Origin of the sequence: Burkholderia sp. BCC1988, from assembly GCF_905339895.1 — a bacterium.
GTDB lineage: Bacteria > Pseudomonadota > Gammaproteobacteria > Burkholderiales > Burkholderiaceae > Burkholderia.
Genome location: NZ_CAJPHA010000003.1, coordinates 1 through 14789, shown reverse-complemented (window position 1 = coordinate 14789; position 14789 = coordinate 1). Strand labels below are relative to the sequence as shown.

General features: G+C 65.1%; 12 protein-coding genes. 1 reads left to right on the top strand and 11 read right to left on the bottom strand.

Annotated elements, in window-relative coordinates; translation table 11 throughout:
• Nucleotides 1-17 precede the first annotated feature (17 nt).
• The 8 genes from mraY to coq7 all read right to left on the bottom strand — a co-directional run bounded on the left by mraY (nucleotide 18) and on the right by coq7 (nucleotide 8732).
• Nucleotides 18-1187 (bottom strand): phospho-N-acetylmuramoyl-pentapeptide-transferase, encoded by a 1170-nt coding sequence (gene mraY, locus U4012_RS04960; RefSeq protein WP_006752439.1) that lies wholly within the window; start codon nucleotides 1185-1187, stop codon nucleotides 18-20.
• A 16-nt stretch (nucleotides 1188-1203) separates the two neighbouring features.
• Nucleotides 1204-2610 (bottom strand): UDP-N-acetylmuramoyl-tripeptide--D-alanyl-D-alanine ligase, encoded by a 1407-nt coding sequence (locus tag U4012_RS04955; protein WP_321796686.1) that lies wholly within the window; start codon nucleotides 2608-2610, stop codon nucleotides 1204-1206.
• Nucleotides 2607-4145, bottom strand: coding sequence for a UDP-N-acetylmuramoyl-L-alanyl-D-glutamate--2,6-diaminopimelate ligase (locus U4012_RS04950; RefSeq protein WP_321796684.1), 1539 nt, complete (start codon nucleotides 4143-4145; stop codon nucleotides 2607-2609). Before U4012_RS04950 ends, U4012_RS04955 begins: the two co-directional genes overlap by 4 nt.
• Nucleotides 4142-5989, bottom strand: a complete 1848-nt coding sequence (locus U4012_RS04945; RefSeq protein WP_124488219.1) for a peptidoglycan D,D-transpeptidase FtsI family protein — start codon at nucleotides 5987-5989, stop codon at nucleotides 4142-4144. Before U4012_RS04945 ends, U4012_RS04950 begins: the two co-directional genes overlap by 4 nt.
• A complete protein-coding gene (gene ftsL, locus U4012_RS04940; RefSeq protein WP_044844241.1) occupies nucleotides 5986-6327 on the bottom strand; it encodes a cell division protein FtsL in 342 nt (113 codons plus the stop codon). Before ftsL ends, U4012_RS04945 begins: the two co-directional genes overlap by 4 nt.
• On the bottom strand, nucleotides 6324-7265 hold the full coding sequence (gene rsmH / locus U4012_RS04935) for a 16S rRNA (cytosine(1402)-N(4))-methyltransferase RsmH (protein ID WP_044844251.1): 942 nt from the start codon (nucleotides 7263-7265) through the stop codon (nucleotides 6324-6326). The genes ftsL and rsmH overlap by 4 nt, the downstream gene beginning before the upstream one ends.
• A 23-nt stretch (nucleotides 7266-7288) precedes the next feature.
• A complete protein-coding gene (gene mraZ, locus U4012_RS04930) occupies nucleotides 7289-7717 on the bottom strand; it encodes a division/cell wall cluster transcriptional repressor MraZ (RefSeq protein WP_006400450.1) in 429 nt (142 codons plus the stop codon).
• A 388-nt stretch (nucleotides 7718-8105) separates the two neighbouring features.
• Nucleotides 8106-8732 carry a 2-polyprenyl-3-methyl-6-methoxy-1,4-benzoquinone monooxygenase gene (gene coq7, locus U4012_RS04925; protein WP_124488218.1) on the bottom strand — a complete coding sequence of 209 codons (627 nt, stop codon included), beginning with the start codon at nucleotides 8730-8732 and terminating at the stop codon, nucleotides 8106-8108.
• Nucleotides 8733-9009: 277 nt separating this feature from the next.
• On the opposite strand from coq7, the gene U4012_RS04920 reads away from it, so the two are divergent.
• Nucleotides 9010-10167 (top strand): porin, encoded by a 1158-nt coding sequence (locus U4012_RS04920; protein WP_044844243.1) that lies wholly within the window; start codon nucleotides 9010-9012, stop codon nucleotides 10165-10167.
• Here the strand turns inward: U4012_RS04920 and U4012_RS04915 are convergent.
• From U4012_RS04915 to U4012_RS04905, 3 genes are all read right to left on the bottom strand, one after another.
• On the bottom strand, nucleotides 10164-10388 hold the full coding sequence (locus U4012_RS04915; RefSeq protein ID WP_321796674.1) for a hypothetical protein: 225 nt from the start codon (nucleotides 10386-10388) through the stop codon (nucleotides 10164-10166). The genes U4012_RS04920 and U4012_RS04915 overlap by 4 nt on opposite strands.
• Nucleotides 10389-10582: 194 nt before the next feature.
• The gene (locus U4012_RS04910) at nucleotides 10583-12256 is read right to left on the bottom strand and encodes a long-chain fatty acid--CoA ligase (RefSeq protein ID WP_257768783.1); all 1674 of its coding nucleotides are present in this window, start codon (nucleotides 12254-12256) and stop codon (nucleotides 10583-10585) included.
• A 136-nt stretch (nucleotides 12257-12392) separates the two neighbouring features.
• Nucleotides 12393-14468, bottom strand: a complete 2076-nt coding sequence (locus tag U4012_RS04905) for a molybdopterin oxidoreductase family protein (protein ID WP_321796671.1) — start codon at nucleotides 14466-14468, stop codon at nucleotides 12393-12395.
• Between the last annotated feature and the right edge of the window lie 321 nt (nucleotides 14469-14789).

The following is a 14789-nucleotide window of genomic DNA, read 5'->3' as shown; positions in this document are numbered from 1 at the left end:
TCCTTGTTACCTTTCCTTTACCGCAGCTTGAGGGTGGACAGACCGAACAGGCACAGCATCAGCGTGATGATCCAGAAACGCACCACCACCTGCGTTTCCTTCCAGCCGGACAATTCGAAATGGTGATGCAGCGGCGCCATCTTCAGCAGGCGCCGCCCTTCGCCGTAACGCTTCTTCGTGTACTTGAACCACGACACCTGCAGCATCACCGACAGCGTTTCCGCGACGAAGATGCCACCCATGATGAACAGCACGATTTCCTGGCGCACGATCACCGCGACCGTGCCGAGCGCGCCGCCGAGCGCCAGCGCGCCGACGTCGCCCATGAACACCTGCGCGGGGTGCGTGTTGTACCAGAGGAACGCGAGCCCTGCCCCGCCCATCGCGGAACAGAAGATCAGCAGTTCACCGGCGCCCGGGATGTGCGGGAACAGCAGGTATTTCGAATAGACCGAGCTGCCCATCACGTACGCGAACACGCCGAGCGACCCGCCGACCAGCACGACCGGCATGATCACGAGCCCGTCGAGGCCGTCGGTCAGGTTCACCGCGTTGCTCGCGCCGACGATCACGAAATACGTCAGCACGATGAAGCCCCAGACGCCCAGCGGATAGCTGATCGACTTCAGGAACGGCAGCATCAGGTCGGCCCGCGCCGGCAGCCCCATCGACAGGCCGCTCCTCACCCACGCCATGAACAGGTCGAACACGCGCACGTTGTTCGCCTCCGACACGCTGAATGCGAGGTAGACCGCCGCGAACAGCCCGATCACCGACTGCCAGAAATACTTTTCGCGCGACGACATCCCGCGCGGGTCCTTGTAGACGACCTTGCGGTAGTCGTCGACCCAGCCGATCACGCCGAAGCCGAACGTGACGAGCATGACGATCCAGATGAAACGGTTCGTCAGGTCGCCCCACAGCAGCGTCGCGACCGCGATGCCGATCAGGATCAGCACGCCGCCCATCGTCGGCGTGCCGGACTTGACGAGATGGCTTTGCGGGCCGTCCTTGCGCACGGCCTGCCCGACCTTCATTTGCGTCAGCTTGCGGATCACCCACGGTCCGCACACGAGCCCGATACCGAGCGCGGTGATGGTAGCCATCACCGCACGGAACGTCAGGTACGTGAACAAGCGCAAAAAGCTTGCGTCTCCCTGCAGCCATTGCGCCAGCGCCAGCAGCATGCTTCCTTCCTTCTACTCAGTGTGCGGCGGGCACCGTGCCCGCCGCGGGTTGGTTCGTCAGCGCGTCGACCACGCGCTCCATCTTCATGTACCGCGAGCCCTTCACGAGCACCGTCGCCCGCGCGCCATAGCCCGCCGCGAGCAGCGCCGTCACCAGCGCGCCGACGTCGCCGAAGTGGCGGGCCGTCTCGCCGTACGCCGTGCACGCATCGCGCGACGCATCGCCGAGCGCGAACAGCGCATCGATGCCGCGCTCGCGCGCATACGCACCGATCTCCCGGTGAAACGCCGGGCCTTCGTCGCCGACTTCACCCATGTCGCCGATCACCAGCACGCGCGGCGCCGGATGGGCAGCAAGCACGTCGATCGCCGCACGCATCGAATCGGGGTTCGCGTTGTATGTATCGTCGACGACCGTCGCGCCCGCGAGGCTGCCGGCGATCACCTGCTTCACCTGGAGCCGGCCCTTGACCGGTTCGAACGACTCGAGGCCCTGCTTGATCGCCGACAGCTCGACACCCGCGCCCAGCGCCGCGGCCGTCGCGGCCAGCGCGTTGCGCGCGTTGTGCTCGCCGAGCGCACGCAACCGCACCGTGACGGCGCCAGCCGGCGTGTCGATCGCGAGTTCGCCGCCGTGAAGGCGACCGACGACCTGCGCATCGTTCTGCCGTTCGGCGTCGTGCAGTGCGAAATCGAGGATCCGGTTGCCGGTCGCCGCGACGCGCCAGATGCCCGCGTACGCATCGTCGGCCGGGAACACCGCGACGCCGTCCGGCGGCAGCGCGTGGATCACGGCCGCGTGTTCGAGCGCGACGGCTTCGACCGTCGCCATGAATTCCTGGTGTTCGCGCTGCGCGTTGTTGACGAGCGCGACCGTCGGCGCGGTGAGGCGCGCCAGAACTTCGGTCTCGCCCGGGTGGTTCATGCCGATCTCGATCACCGCGAGGCGATGCGCGGTCGACAGGCGCAGCAACGTCAGCGGCAGCCCGACGTCGTTGTTCAGGTTGCCGGCCGTCGCGAGCCGCGCGTCGGTACCGACCGCCGCGGCGAAGATCGACGCGATCATTTCCTTGACGGTCGTCTTGCCGTTGCTGCCCGTCACCGCGACGAGCGGCAGCGCGAATCGTTTGCGCCAGCCGTGCGCGAGCGCGCCGAGCGCGGCACGCGTTTCGCCGCCTTCGATCGCCGGCATCGCGAGGCCCGCCGGCACGTGTGCGACGAGCGCCGCCGACGCGCCGCGCGCGGCCACGTCGCCGAGGAAGTCGTGCGCGTCGAAGCGCTCGCCCTTCAGCGCGACGAACAGGTCGCCGGGGCCGACCGTGCGGCTGTCCGTCGACACGCGCTCGAACGTGGTGTCCGGATCGCCGTGGACGGTGGCGCCGGGAATCAGGCGGGCGGCTTCGCCCAGACTGAGCATCGTCATTCGCCGCCTCCCTTGCCGTGCGTCGCGCGTGCCGCGAGTGCGAGCCGCGCGTGATCCTGATCGGAGAACGTGCGCTTCTTGCCCATGATTTCCTGCGTTGCCTCGTGCCCCTTGCCGGCCAGCACGACGACATCCTCGCGGGCGCCGCCGCGCACGGCCTGCAGGATCGCGCTCGCGCGATCCTCGATGCGGCGTGCGCGATCGGGCGCGGTCATGCCCGCGATGACCTGGTCGATGATGCGCTGCGGATCCTCGCTGCGCGGGTTGTCGCTCGTGACGACGACTTCGTCGGCGAGCCGCTCGGCGATCGCGCCCATCAGCGGACGCTTGGTCGCATCGCGATCGCCGCCGCAGCCGAACATGCAGACGAGCCGGCCGCCGCGCGCCGCCGCGATCGGGCGCAACGCGTCGAGCGTCTTCTCGAGCGCGTCGGGCGTATGTGCATAGTCGATCACGACCAGCGGTTCATCGTTCGCCAGCCGGCCGCCCAGGCGCTGCATGCGGCCGTTGACGGACTCGAGCCGCGCAATCTCCGCGACCGCCGCGTCGAACGGCAGGTCGGCCGCGAGCAGCGAGCCGAGCACCGCGAGCAGGTTGCTGACGTTGAACGTGCCGAGCGTGCCGACCTCGATGTCAGCGTCGCCCCACGACGAGCGCAGGCGGAATGCCGTGCCGGTGGCGGTCGCGCGCACGTCGAGCGCGACCAGCTCGCGATCGGCGTCGGCCGCGTGCACGTCGCCGATTCCGTAGGCGATCGTGCGCACGCGGCCGGCCAGCTTCTCGAGCAGGCGGCGGCCGGCTGCGTCGTCGCGATTGACGACCGCCGCGCGCAGGCCGCGCCATGCGAACAGTTTCGACTTCGAGGCTTCGTACGCATCGAACGTGCCGTGATAGTCGAGGTGATCCTGCGTGAGGTTCGTGAACACGGCGATGTCGAACGCCGTGCCGTTCACGCGGCCCTGGTGCAGCGCGTGCGACGACACTTCCATCGCGACGGCCTTTGCGCCCGCGTCGTGCAGTTGCGCGAGGCTGCGCTGCAGCTGCGGCGCGTCCGGCGTCGTGAAGCCGGTCGGCACCAGCTGCCCCGGCATGCCGCTGCCGAGCGTGCCGATCAGCGCGCACGGCTGGTGCAGCGCCGTCAGCGCGGCCGCGATCCAGTGCGTGCACGACGTCTTGCCGTTGGTGCCGGTCACGCCGATGGCGAGCAGGCCGTCGCTCGGGTCGCCATACCAGCCGCTGGCGATCTCGCCGGCCAGCTGGTCGAGCGCCGGCACCGCGAGTGCGACGGGTGCGGCCGGCGCGGCTGCGAGGCCTTCCGGCTGATACAGCACGGCGGCCGCACCGCGGGAGACGGCCTCGGCAATGAAGGCGCGATTGTCTGCCCCGTCGACCGCATAGCCGAGAAACACGTCGCCTGCCTGCAGGCTGCGGGTGTCGGCATGCAGTTGCGCCGCGGGGGCCACATGCTGGCGCAGCCACGCAAGCGCGGCCGCGATCTGCTGATGCGCCGGATGGGAACTGCGAGCGGCGCTCATCGAACAACTCCTGGTGAATTACGTGTCGTGCTGGATACGATCATATGCTTCGCACCGCCGCCGGCGGCGAGCTTTTGCGGGCCCGTCCTGGCGGGCGTGCCCGGCGTGTCGTCGGACACGACCAGTTGCTTGATCGGCATGTTCGGCGGCACGTTCAGCGCACGCATCGTATCGCCCGCGATCGCCGAGAATACGGGGCCCGACACCTGGCCGCCGAAGTGGCTGCCGGCGGTCGGCTCGTCGACCGACACCGCGATCACGACGCGCGGATTCGGCATCGGTGCCATCCCGACGAACGACGCGCGGTACTTGCGCGTGTAGCCGTGACCTTCATGCTTGTACGCGGTACCGCTCTTGCCGCCGACCCGATAACCCGGCACGGCCGCATCCGGCGACGTGCCGCCCGGCGCGACCACCGTCTCGAGCATCGCGCGCACTTCGCGCGCGGTGGTCGGGTTGAACACCTGCGTGCCCACGATCGGCTGATTGGGGTCGGTCTTGAAAATGGTCACGGGCATCAGCTCGCCGTCGTGCGCGATCGCCGTGTAGGCGCGTGCGAGCTGGAACAGCGACACCGACAGGCCGTAGCCGTACGACATCGTCGCCTGCTCGATGCGCCGCCAGTTCTTCCACGGACGGAGGCGGCCGGCCACCGCGCCCGGGAACCCGACCTTCGGCGCCTGACCGAGGCCGATGCTCGTATACATATTCCACATTTCCTCGGGCCGCATCGTCATCGCGATCTTCGTCGCGCCGATGTTGCTCGACTTCTGGATCACGCCGCCGACCGTCAGCGTGCCGAAACCCGCGTCGTCGGTGATCGGCGCGCCGTCGAGCACGAAATGCCCGTTGCCCGTTTCGACGAGCGTGTTCGGCGTCACGCGGTGCAGGTCGAGCGCGAGCGACACCGTAAACGGCTTCATGATCGAGCCCGGCTCGAACACGTCGGTCATGATCCGGTTGCGCAACTGCTCGCCCGTCATGCGCGAACGGTCGTTCGGGTTGTACGTCGGATAGTTGACGAGCGCGAGCACCTCGCCGGTACGCACGTCGACCACCATCGCCGCGCCGGCCTTCGCCTTGAACTTCTCGACGGCGGCCTTCAGGTTCGCATACGCGATGTACTGGATCTTGCTGTCGATCGACAGGTCGACGTCCGTCCCGTTGTGCGGCGGAATCTGCTCGGCGACGTCCTCGACGATGTGCCCCATCCGGTCCTTGATCACGCGGCGCACGCCGGACGTGCCGGACAGCATCTTCTGGTCGCCGAGCTCGACGCCTTCCTGCCCTTCGTCCTCGACGTTCGTGAAGCCGATCAGGTGAGCGGTGATCTCGCCCTCCGGATAGAAGCGCTTGTATTCGTTGCGCTGATAGACGCCGGGGATGTCGAGCGCGGCGACCTTGTCCGCGATGTCGATCGGCACCTGGCGCTTCACGTAGACGAAACCCTTGTCTTCCGACAGCTTCACGCGCAGTTCCTTCGGCGTCATGCCGAGGAGCTTGCCGAGCTGATTGACCTTGTCCGCGCCGAGATCGTCCGGCACCGCATCCGGAATCGCCCAGATCGCGCGCACGGGCAGGCTCGTCGCGAGCACGAGCCCGTTACGGTCGAGGATCTTGCCGCGCGTGGCCGGCAGCTCGATCGTGCGCTGGTAGCGGCTTTCGCCCTGCTTCTGATAGAACGCGTTGCCGGGCCCCTGGATCCAGAACGCCCGCGCGGCCAGCGCGACGAACGCCATGAACAGCAGGAACACGACGAATTTCGAGCGCCACATCGGCAGGTGCACGCCGAGCACGGGGCTCGACGAGAATTTCACGTCCTGACGCTTTTGTGCCGGCTTCATCGCGCGCCTCCCCCGCCCTTGGCGGCCGTCTCGGCCGAAGCCGGAATCGGTGCGTCGATCGCCTTCACGGCGCCCGGCGGCAGCGTCAGGTATTGGGTGCGACCCGTCGTGATCGCCTGCATCTTCAGCGAATCGTTCGCGAGTTGCTCGATACGCGATGTCTTCGACAGCGCGCTCTGCTGATATTGAAGCTGCGCGTAATCCTGCTGGAGCTGACGCTCCTGCGACTGCGCGCGCTGCAGCTGGATGAAGATCTGGCGCTGCTGGTTCGTCGAGTTGACGACCGACAGCGCGCAGCCCATCACGATGATCAGCAGGAAGATATTGAAGCGGCTCATGGCGTGACGCGCTCCGCGATGCGCATCACGGCCGACCGGGCGCGCGGATTCGCGGCAACTTCCGCTTCGCTCGGAAACTGACGGCTGATGATCTTGAGCGGCGGGCTCGGGAGGTCGACGGCACGGATCGGCAGGCGACGATCGACCGCAGGCGCGCTCGCGTGCGCCTGCATGAATCGCTTGACGATCCGGTCCTCGAGTGAATGAAAGCTGATGACCACCAGCCGCCCCCCTTGCTCCAGCAACGACAATGCCGCGTCTAGTACGACTTGCAGGTCCGCAAGCTCTTGATTGACGTGAATCCGTATAGCCTGAAAGGTGCGGGTTGCCGGATCCTTGCCCTTCTCACGGGTTTTGACGACGTTACCCACGATTTGGGCAAGCTCGCCCGTGGTGTCGAGAGGCCCAAGACGGTCGGACTCTGCCCGGCGAGCAACAAGCGCCTTTGCAATCTGAAAAGCAAACCGTTCTTCCCCATAATCCCGTATCACCTCCGTCAATTCCTGCACCGAAGCCCGCGCGAGCCACTCGGCCGCCGACTCGCCGCGCGTCGGATCCATTCGCATGTCCAGCGGGCCATCCGCGCGAAAGCTGAAGCCGCGCGCCGGATCGTCCACCTGCGGCGAGGACACGCCCAGGTCCAGCAACACACCCGACACCTTCTCGACGCCGCGCGCCGCAAGCGCGTCGCGCATCGATGCAAAGCTGTCATGCACGATCGAGAAGCGCGCATCCTCGATGCGCTGCGCCGTCTCGATCGCCCTCGGATCCTTGTCGAACGCGATCAGCCGGCCGGCCGCCGCCAGCCGCGCGAGCACCGCGCGGCTGTGACCGCCGCGCCCGAACGTACCGTCGACATAAATGCCGTCCGGCCGCGTCACGAGCGAATCGACCGCTTCGTCCAGAAGCACGGTCCGATGCTGCAATTCGTTTCCCATCGCGGGCGTCTCCGTCACCGCAATCAGAACGTGAAATTCTTCAGCGCGTCGGGCATGCCCTGCGCCATCGCTGCCTGCTCCTTCGCGATGTAGGTCTGCGAATCCCACAGCTCGAAGTGACTACCCATTCCCAACAACATGACTTCCTTTTCCAGTCCGGCCGCCATCCGCAGCTCGGGCGATACGAGAATCCGGCCCGCGCTGTCGAGATCGACATCCATCGCATTGCCGAGAAAGATCCGCCGCCACCAATGTGCATCCATCGGCAGCGCGGCGATCTTGGCGCGGAATACCTCCCATTCGGGGCGCGGAAACAGCAACAGGCAGCCGTCCGGGTGCTTGGTCACAGTCACCCGTCCTTCTGCCTGTCCTTGCAGCGCTTCGCGATAGCGAGCCGGCACCGACATCCGCCCTTTCGCATCGAGCGTCAGCGCCGACGCCCCTTGGAACACTTTCCGCTCTCCCGTTCAGGGCACCGAAGCACCCGCTCAACGCTCAAGAATTTAGCCCGAATAGCCCGCCAAATCACACAAAAATACACTTTCTCACACTGTCTCCCACTTTAGAGGAAGGGTTTGGCACGGTCAAGGGAGCGGCCCGGTTTTTTGACGAATTTTGTTAGTTAGAACAAGGACTTACGCGCACATGCTCATGCGGCCCCTCATACCAAAAACCGTTATAAATGAATGAGCTAGTGCAACTTGTGAAGGTGATACGTGAGAAAGGCGGGCCAGACTGGCGTGCGGACGGGGCTTTCGGGGGCGGGAAAACGCGGAAAAAACGGGCGGTATCGATGGGTGACGGAGGTGGGCGGCGTCATGCGCCGCCCACCTCCGAATGTCACAGATAGTATGCAGTCCGCGTCATGACTTTCGACGCGGCGCGCATCAGCATCCGCGCGGGCAGCGGCAGTTCGATTCCGCCGGCATCGGTCGCGGCCTTGCCGTGCTTCACCTCGTCGAGCCGCATCTGCTCGACGATCGCGCGCGACGCCGTGTCGGTCGCCGGCAGCTCGGACAGGTGTCCGTCGAGGTGGCTCTCGACCTGACGCTCCGTCTCCGCCATGAAGCCGAGGCTGACCTTGTCGCCCAGCGTGCCGGCGACGACGCCGATCGCGAGCGCGCCGGCGTACCACAGCGGGTTGAGCAGGCTCGGACGCGAATCGAGTTCCTTCAGCCGATGCGCGGTCCACGCGAGATGATCCTCCTCCTCGCGGGCGGCTTCCTCGAACATCGCCTTCGACGACGACGAGCGCGCGGTCAGCTTCTGCGCCTGATAAAGCGCCTGCGCACAAACCTCGCCGACGTGGTTCACGCGCATCAGCCCGGCGGCATGCGTGCGCTCCGCGGGCGTCAGTTCGCCGGCCGGCGGCTCCGCCGGCGCGGGCACCGGGCGGCTCATCCGGCTAATGCCGGTCAGCGATCGCAGGCCGCGATCGAATTCGCTGATCAGTTCGTCCAACACCATCCTGTTCTCCTGGCTGCGTGCGCTGCCGCGAGCGGCAACGGCACGTGCTCCGCTACGTAACCGACTTGATTATTCAGCGGAAATTGCGGTTAACCCGTGATTTTAACCATTGTTGCATAAAGGAAACATGGCAACCTTGAGCCACGGCATTTCGCTTTGTCGGAAAAATCGGCTTTGCTACATTACGTGCGACTTCTTGCGAAGTTGATGGGGCCCGTCAACACACCATAACTATCCGCCCCGCCAAAAAAATTCAGTGATTCTTGGAGATCCGTTAATGAAAAAGTCGCTTCTCGCGCTCGTCGCGCTGGGCGCGTTTGCTGGCGCTGCACATGCGCAAAGCAGCGTGACGCTTTACGGCATCATCGATGAAGGCTTCATCTTCAACAACAACGCCAAGGGCGGCCACCTGTACGGCCTGGCAAGCGGCGTGATGCAAGGCAGCCGCTTCGGCCTGCGCGGCACCGAAGATCTGGGCAGCGGCCTGAAGGCGATCTTCGTGCTCGAGAACGGTTTTGACGTCAACTCCGGCAAGCTCGGCCAGGGCGGCCTGATGTTCGGCCGTCAGGCTTACGTCGGCCTGTCGAGCCAGTACGGTACGGTCACGCTGGGTCGCCAGTACGACTCCGTCGTCGACTTCGTCGGCCCGCTCGAGGCAGGCGACCAGTGGGGCGGCTACATCGCCGCTCACCCGGGCGACCTCGACAACTTCAACAACGCTTACCGTGTGAACAACGCGGTCAAGTACACGAGCCCGACCTACGGCGGCTTCTCGTTCGGCGGCCTGTACAGCTTCGGCGGTCAAGCCGGCCAGTTCTCGAAGAACCAGGTCTGGTCGCTCGGCGCCGGTTACAACAACGGCCCGCTGGTGTTGGGTGTCGGCTACTTGAACGCACGTACGCCGGCGAACTTCGGCGGCATGTTCAATACGGGCGCGTCGGCTGCGGCGACGGCCGTGTCGTCGCCGGTCTACGGCGCGTATGCGAACAGCGCGAACACGTACCAGGTCATCGGTGCGGGCGGCGCATACACGTTCGGCGCAGCGACGATCGGCGCGACGTACTCGAACACGAAGTTCAAGGGCTTCTCGGTCGGTCCGTTCGTGAACCAGACCGCGACCTTCAACAACGGCGAAATCAACTTCAAGTATCAGCTGACCCCGGCATTGATCGTCGGCGCGGCGTACGACTACACGCAAGGCAGCAAGATCGACGGCAACTCGGCAGCCAAGTACCACCAGGGCTCGCTGGGCGTCGACTACTTCCTGTCGAAGCGCACGGACGTCTACGTGATCGGCGTGTACCAGCATGCATCGGGCAACACGCTCGACTCGGCAGGCAACGTCGTTCAGGCACATGCTTCGATCAACGGTCTCGATCCGTCGACGACCAGCAACCAGGTCGCAGCGCGTGTCGGTATCCGTCACAAGTTCTAATCAGCTTGCCTGACAAGCCGCAGCATCTTGAAGGCGCCTTCGGGCGCCTTTTCTTTTGGGGCTGCGAAGCGGTGTGCGGTGTGCGGTGTGCGGTGTGCGGTGTGCGGTGTGCGGTGTGCGGTGTGCGGTGTGCGGTGTGCGGTGTGCGCGGAATGATCGACGGGTAACGCGCTCTTGGCGACGAATCGTTCGCGATGCTGACTCGACACGAACGCCACCATTTGCCGACTCCGGCATGCAACGAAGTGCCGCCCCGTTCGAATCGAATCGGCCGCGGACAGCCCGACCGGGGCGCTCCGCCCGCCACGGCGCACCCGGACGAACGCGCGCCGTTCCGATATGGCGCGGCAGCCCTGATGCGCACCACAAACAAAAGAGCCCGGCACAGACCGGACTCCTTCGTTCGACTTGAGTGTTACGCGCGTCCGTCGCGCAGCTCGCGCCGCAGGATCTTGCCGACGTTCGTCTTCGGCAGCTCCGTGCGGAACTCGACGAGTTTCGGCCGCTTGTAACCGGTGAGCCGCTCCTTGCAGTACGCGAGGATGTCCTTGTCGGTCAGCGCCGGATCCTTCTTCACGACGAACAGCTTCACGGCTTCGCCCGAGTGCTCGTCCGGAACACCGACCGCCGCCACCTCGAACACCCCCGGATGCGACGCCACCACGTCCTCGACCTCGTTCGGATACACGTTGAAACCGGATACCAGGATCATGTCCTTCTTCCGGTCGACGATTTTCACGTAACCGCGCGCGTCCATCACGCCGACGTCACCGGTCTTGAAGAAACCGTCCGCGAACATGACCTTCGCGGTTTCTTCCGGGCGGTTCCAGTAGCCGGCCATGACCTGCGGCCCGCGGATGCAGATCTCGCCCGGCTCGCCGAGCGCGACGTCATTGCCGGCGTCGTCGCGGATGGCAATTTCGGTCGACGGCAGCGGCAGGCCGATCGTCCCGCTGTACTCGGTCGCCGTCACGGGGTTGCAGGTCGCGACCGGCGACGTTTCGGACAGGCCGTACCCTTCGATGATCGCCGTTTGGGTCTTCTCGTACCAGCGCTTCGCGACGCCTTCCTGGATCGCCATGCCACCGCCGTTGGCGATCACGAGCTTCGACAGGTCGAGCTGGTTGAATTCGGGATGGTTCAGCAGTGCGTTGTACAGCGTGTTGACGGCGGGAATCGTCGAGATCTGGTATCCCTTCAGTTCCTTGATCATGCCGCCGATGTCGCGCGGATTCGGAATCAGGATGCCCATGCCGCCCGTGCGCATCGTCAGGAAGCCGCAGACCGTCAGCGCGAACACGTGATAGAGCGGCAGCGCGACAACCGTCACGAATTGCTTCACCTCCGGGTACTTCGCGTGCGCGGGATGGTGCCAGGCGCCGGCCTGCAGCACGTTCGACACGATGTTCCGGTGCAGCAGCGTCGCGCCCTTCGCGACACCGGTCGTACCGCCCGTGTACTGGAGGAACGCGACGTCGTCTGGGCCGAGCTTCGGCGGCTTGAAGGTCTGCCGCGCCCCTTCGGACAGCGCGGCCTTGAAGCGCGTGAACGACGGGAGCTGCCAGGCCGGCACCATCTTCTTCACGTTGCGTACGACGTAATTGACGAGCCAGCCCTTGATGCCCAGCAGGTCGCCCATCGACGCGACCACGACATGCTTGACGGCGGTATTGGCGATAACGGCCTGCAACGTCGACGCGAAATTCTCGAGAATGACGATCGCCTCGGCCCCGCTGTCCTTCAGCTGATGTTCGAGCTCGCGCGGCGTATAGAGCGGGTTGACGTTGACGACGGTGTAGCCCGCGCGGAGCACGGCAACGATCGCCACCGGGTACTGCAGCACGTTCGGCATCATGAGCGCGACGCGTGCGCCGCGCTTCAGGCCACGCGACTGCAGCCACGCGCCGAACCGGCGCGACAGTGCATCGAGTTCGCCGTACGTGATGCTCTTGCCCATGCAGACGAACGCCTTGCGGTCGCGATACTGCCTGAAGCTCTCGTCGAGGAGATCCGGGACGGAAGGATATGGAGAAGCGTCGATTTCGGCTGGAACGCCGGGTGGGTACGATTTCAGCCAAATTTTGTCCATACCGCGCGTCTCCTCACTGATTTTCGAATGGTCGTGCTAAAACGCATCGTAGCGGCTCGCCCGTCCTGAGACAACAGGGTTAGATGTCCACTTCGAACTTTCGAACGCATTTGTCCGATCATATCTGGAAGTTCCGTCAAGTCCGCTCAACTTCCACCAAACAATCGTAAAAGGTCGCCGAGTTGCCGAGGTCGGTCAGCGCCTGGCTCGTCACTTCGTTCGCGTTCCGACCGTCCGCCGACAATTTCTTCCACCAGATCGACAGTCCGACGACGAGCCCCGCCCGCGCACGATCGGTCACTCTTGCGACCGCCTGCATCGATCCGCGGTCGTTGAATATGCGTACGACGTCGCCCTCCGCGATGCCGCGCGCATCGGCGTCGGCCGGGTGAATATCGAGATGCGGCTGGCCTTCCGTGCTGCGCAGGCTGTCCACGTTCACGAACGTGCTGTTCAGGAAGTGCCGGGCCGGCGGCGAAATCATCGCGAGCGGGTAGCGGGCGGCAAGCTCAGGCGCCGCCTCCGCCGATTCGAACGGCGGCAGGTAATCGGGCACCGGGTCCATGCCCATCTGCTCGAGTCGCGCGCTGTAGAACTCGCATTTGCCGGACGGTGTGCGAAAGCCGCCATTCGCGAAAGGCGCGTCCGCAACCTTGAGCTTCAGCCAGCCGGCACGCTTCAACGTCTCCCAGTCGCTGTCGAGTGCCGGATCGTCCCAGCGAAGCGCCGCCTGCGCGACCTCTTCGTCGCTGTGATAAAGCGCGGGCTCGTCCAGCCCCATGCTGCGCGCGATGCCGCGAAAGATTTCGGTGTTCGGTCGTGCGTCGCCGACCGGCGGAATCGCCGGCAGATTCGCCATCACATAGGTGTGGCCGTACGACTTGTGGACGTCGAGATGCTCGAGCTGCGTCGTGGCCGGCAACACAATGTCGGCGAAGTCGACGGTATCTGTCTTGAAGTGCTCGAGAACGACCGTGAACAGGTCTTCGCGCGCGAACCCGGCGGCGACTTTCGACGAGTCGGGGGCAACCGCAACCGGATTCGAGTTGTAGACGATCACTGCTTCGACCTTCGGCCCGAAAGTCGCGTCGCCCGGATGCAGCAGTGCATCGCCGATGGCATTCATGTTGATGATGCGCGGCAGTTTCTGCGGCCAGCCGGGCATCAGATCGGGGCGCAGCAGCGCCGCCTGATTGACCGGTGCAGATTCCGACGACGACAGCAGCAGTCCGCCGGCCCGGTCGCGCCACGCGCCCGTCAGCGCAGGCAGGCTCGCAATCGCGCGCACGGCGTTGCCGCCCCCGCGCACGCGCTGCATGCCGTAATTGAGGCGGATTGATGCCTTGCGGGTCGCACCGTAACGACGTGCGAGTTCAATCAGTTCCGACGCCTCGATGCCGCAGATTTGCGCGACACGCTCCGGCGGATAGGACAGGGCTCGCGCCTTGAGCGCATCGAAGCCGAGCGTATGGCGTGCGATGTAGTCGTGATCGAGCAGATCCTCGGTGATCAGCACATGCATCATGCCGAGCGCGAACGCTCCGTCGGTGCCCGGTTTCAATGCGATGTGCTGATGGCATTTCTCTGCCGTCAGCGAGCGGTAGGGATCGATTGCGACGAGACGGGCACCGCGACGCTTGGCTTCCTGCGCACGGGTCCAGAAATGCAGGCTGGAGGCGATCGGGTTGGCGCCCCAGATCAGGATCAACTCGCTTTCCTCGAAATGCTCGAGATGCATGCCGACGCTTCCGCCATACGTATAGCGCAACCCTGCTGCGCCGGCCGCCGCGCAGATGGCCCGCTCGAGCCGGGACGCACCGAGTTTATGGAAGAACCGCTGGGCGATGCCTTCGCCCTGCACGAGCCCCATCGTTCCCGCGTAGCTGTACGGCAGGATCGCCTCCGGCGCGCGCGCGGCGATTTCGCCGAGACGACGACCGATCTCGTCGAATGCTTCGCTCCAGCTGATCGGCACGAAGCGCCCCTCCCCCTTCGCGCCCACGCGCTTGAGGGGCACAGTGAGTCGGTCGGGATGATGAACGCGGTCGGCGTAGCGGCTGACTTTCGTACACAGCACGCCTTGCGTCGGCGGATGGTCGGGATCGCCCGCGACCTTGATCGCTCGACCGTTTTCGACGGTCACACGCATTGCGCACGTGTCCGGACAATCGTGCGGGCATACGGCCCGAGCTATCTGAGTGGCGGCGTTCATCGTTCTGGATGCTACTGGGGTGGAGATTCGCAAATTCTACGTGGCCGCGCCGAATAAGGCGTCATTTCGCACGAGTTTCCGGCCTATTTGGCGAAAAAGCGGTGGCGGCCGATGGCGAATATCGATACGGGACGAACTTTGAAAAGTCGGTGCGACGATGTGGAGCGGGTATGAATGGTGCCAGGCCAGCGGCTTCGCCGAGTTCGCGCGAGTCGATTATTGACCGAAGATAGAAGCGAACAAGCGGGCAAATGGTCCTGGAGGATGGAAAGTGGATATTCGTTGCGGCTTGAGCAACAAACGGGAGAGATTCGACGGCTC

Coding starts and splice junctions, on each gene's coding strand:
- U4012_RS04950 (WP_321796684.1), bottom strand. CDS start 4,145: ATGAGCGCCGCTCGCAGTTCCCATCCGGCGCATCAGCAGATCGCGGCC.
- mraY (WP_006752439.1), bottom strand. CDS start 1,187: ATGCTGCTGGCGCTGGCGCAATGGCTGCAGGGAGACGCAAGCTTTTTG.
- rsmH (WP_044844251.1), bottom strand. CDS start 7,265: ATGGGAAACGAATTGCAGCATCGGACCGTGCTTCTGGACGAAGCGGTC.
- ftsL (WP_044844241.1), bottom strand. CDS start 6,327: ATGAGCCGCTTCAATATCTTCCTGCTGATCATCGTGATGGGCTGCGCG.
- coq7 (WP_124488218.1), bottom strand. CDS start 8,732: ATGGTGTTGGACGAACTGATCAGCGAATTCGATCGCGGCCTGCGATCG.
- U4012_RS04905 (WP_321796671.1), bottom strand. CDS start 14,468: ATGAACGCCGCCACTCAGATAGCTCGGGCCGTATGCCCGCACGATTGT.
- U4012_RS04945 (WP_124488219.1), bottom strand. CDS start 5,989: ATGAAGCCGGCACAAAAGCGTCAGGACGTGAAATTCTCGTCGAGCCCC.
- U4012_RS04920 (WP_044844243.1), top strand. CDS start 9,010: ATGAAAAAGTCGCTTCTCGCGCTCGTCGCGCTGGGCGCGTTTGCTGGC.
- U4012_RS04955 (WP_321796686.1), bottom strand. CDS start 2,610: ATGACGATGCTCAGTCTGGGCGAAGCCGCCCGCCTGATTCCCGGCGCC.
- U4012_RS04915 (WP_321796674.1), bottom strand. CDS start 10,388: ATGGTGGCGTTCGTGTCGAGTCAGCATCGCGAACGATTCGTCGCCAAG.
- U4012_RS04910 (WP_257768783.1), bottom strand. CDS start 12,256: ATGGACAAAATTTGGCTGAAATCGTACCCACCCGGCGTTCCAGCCGAA.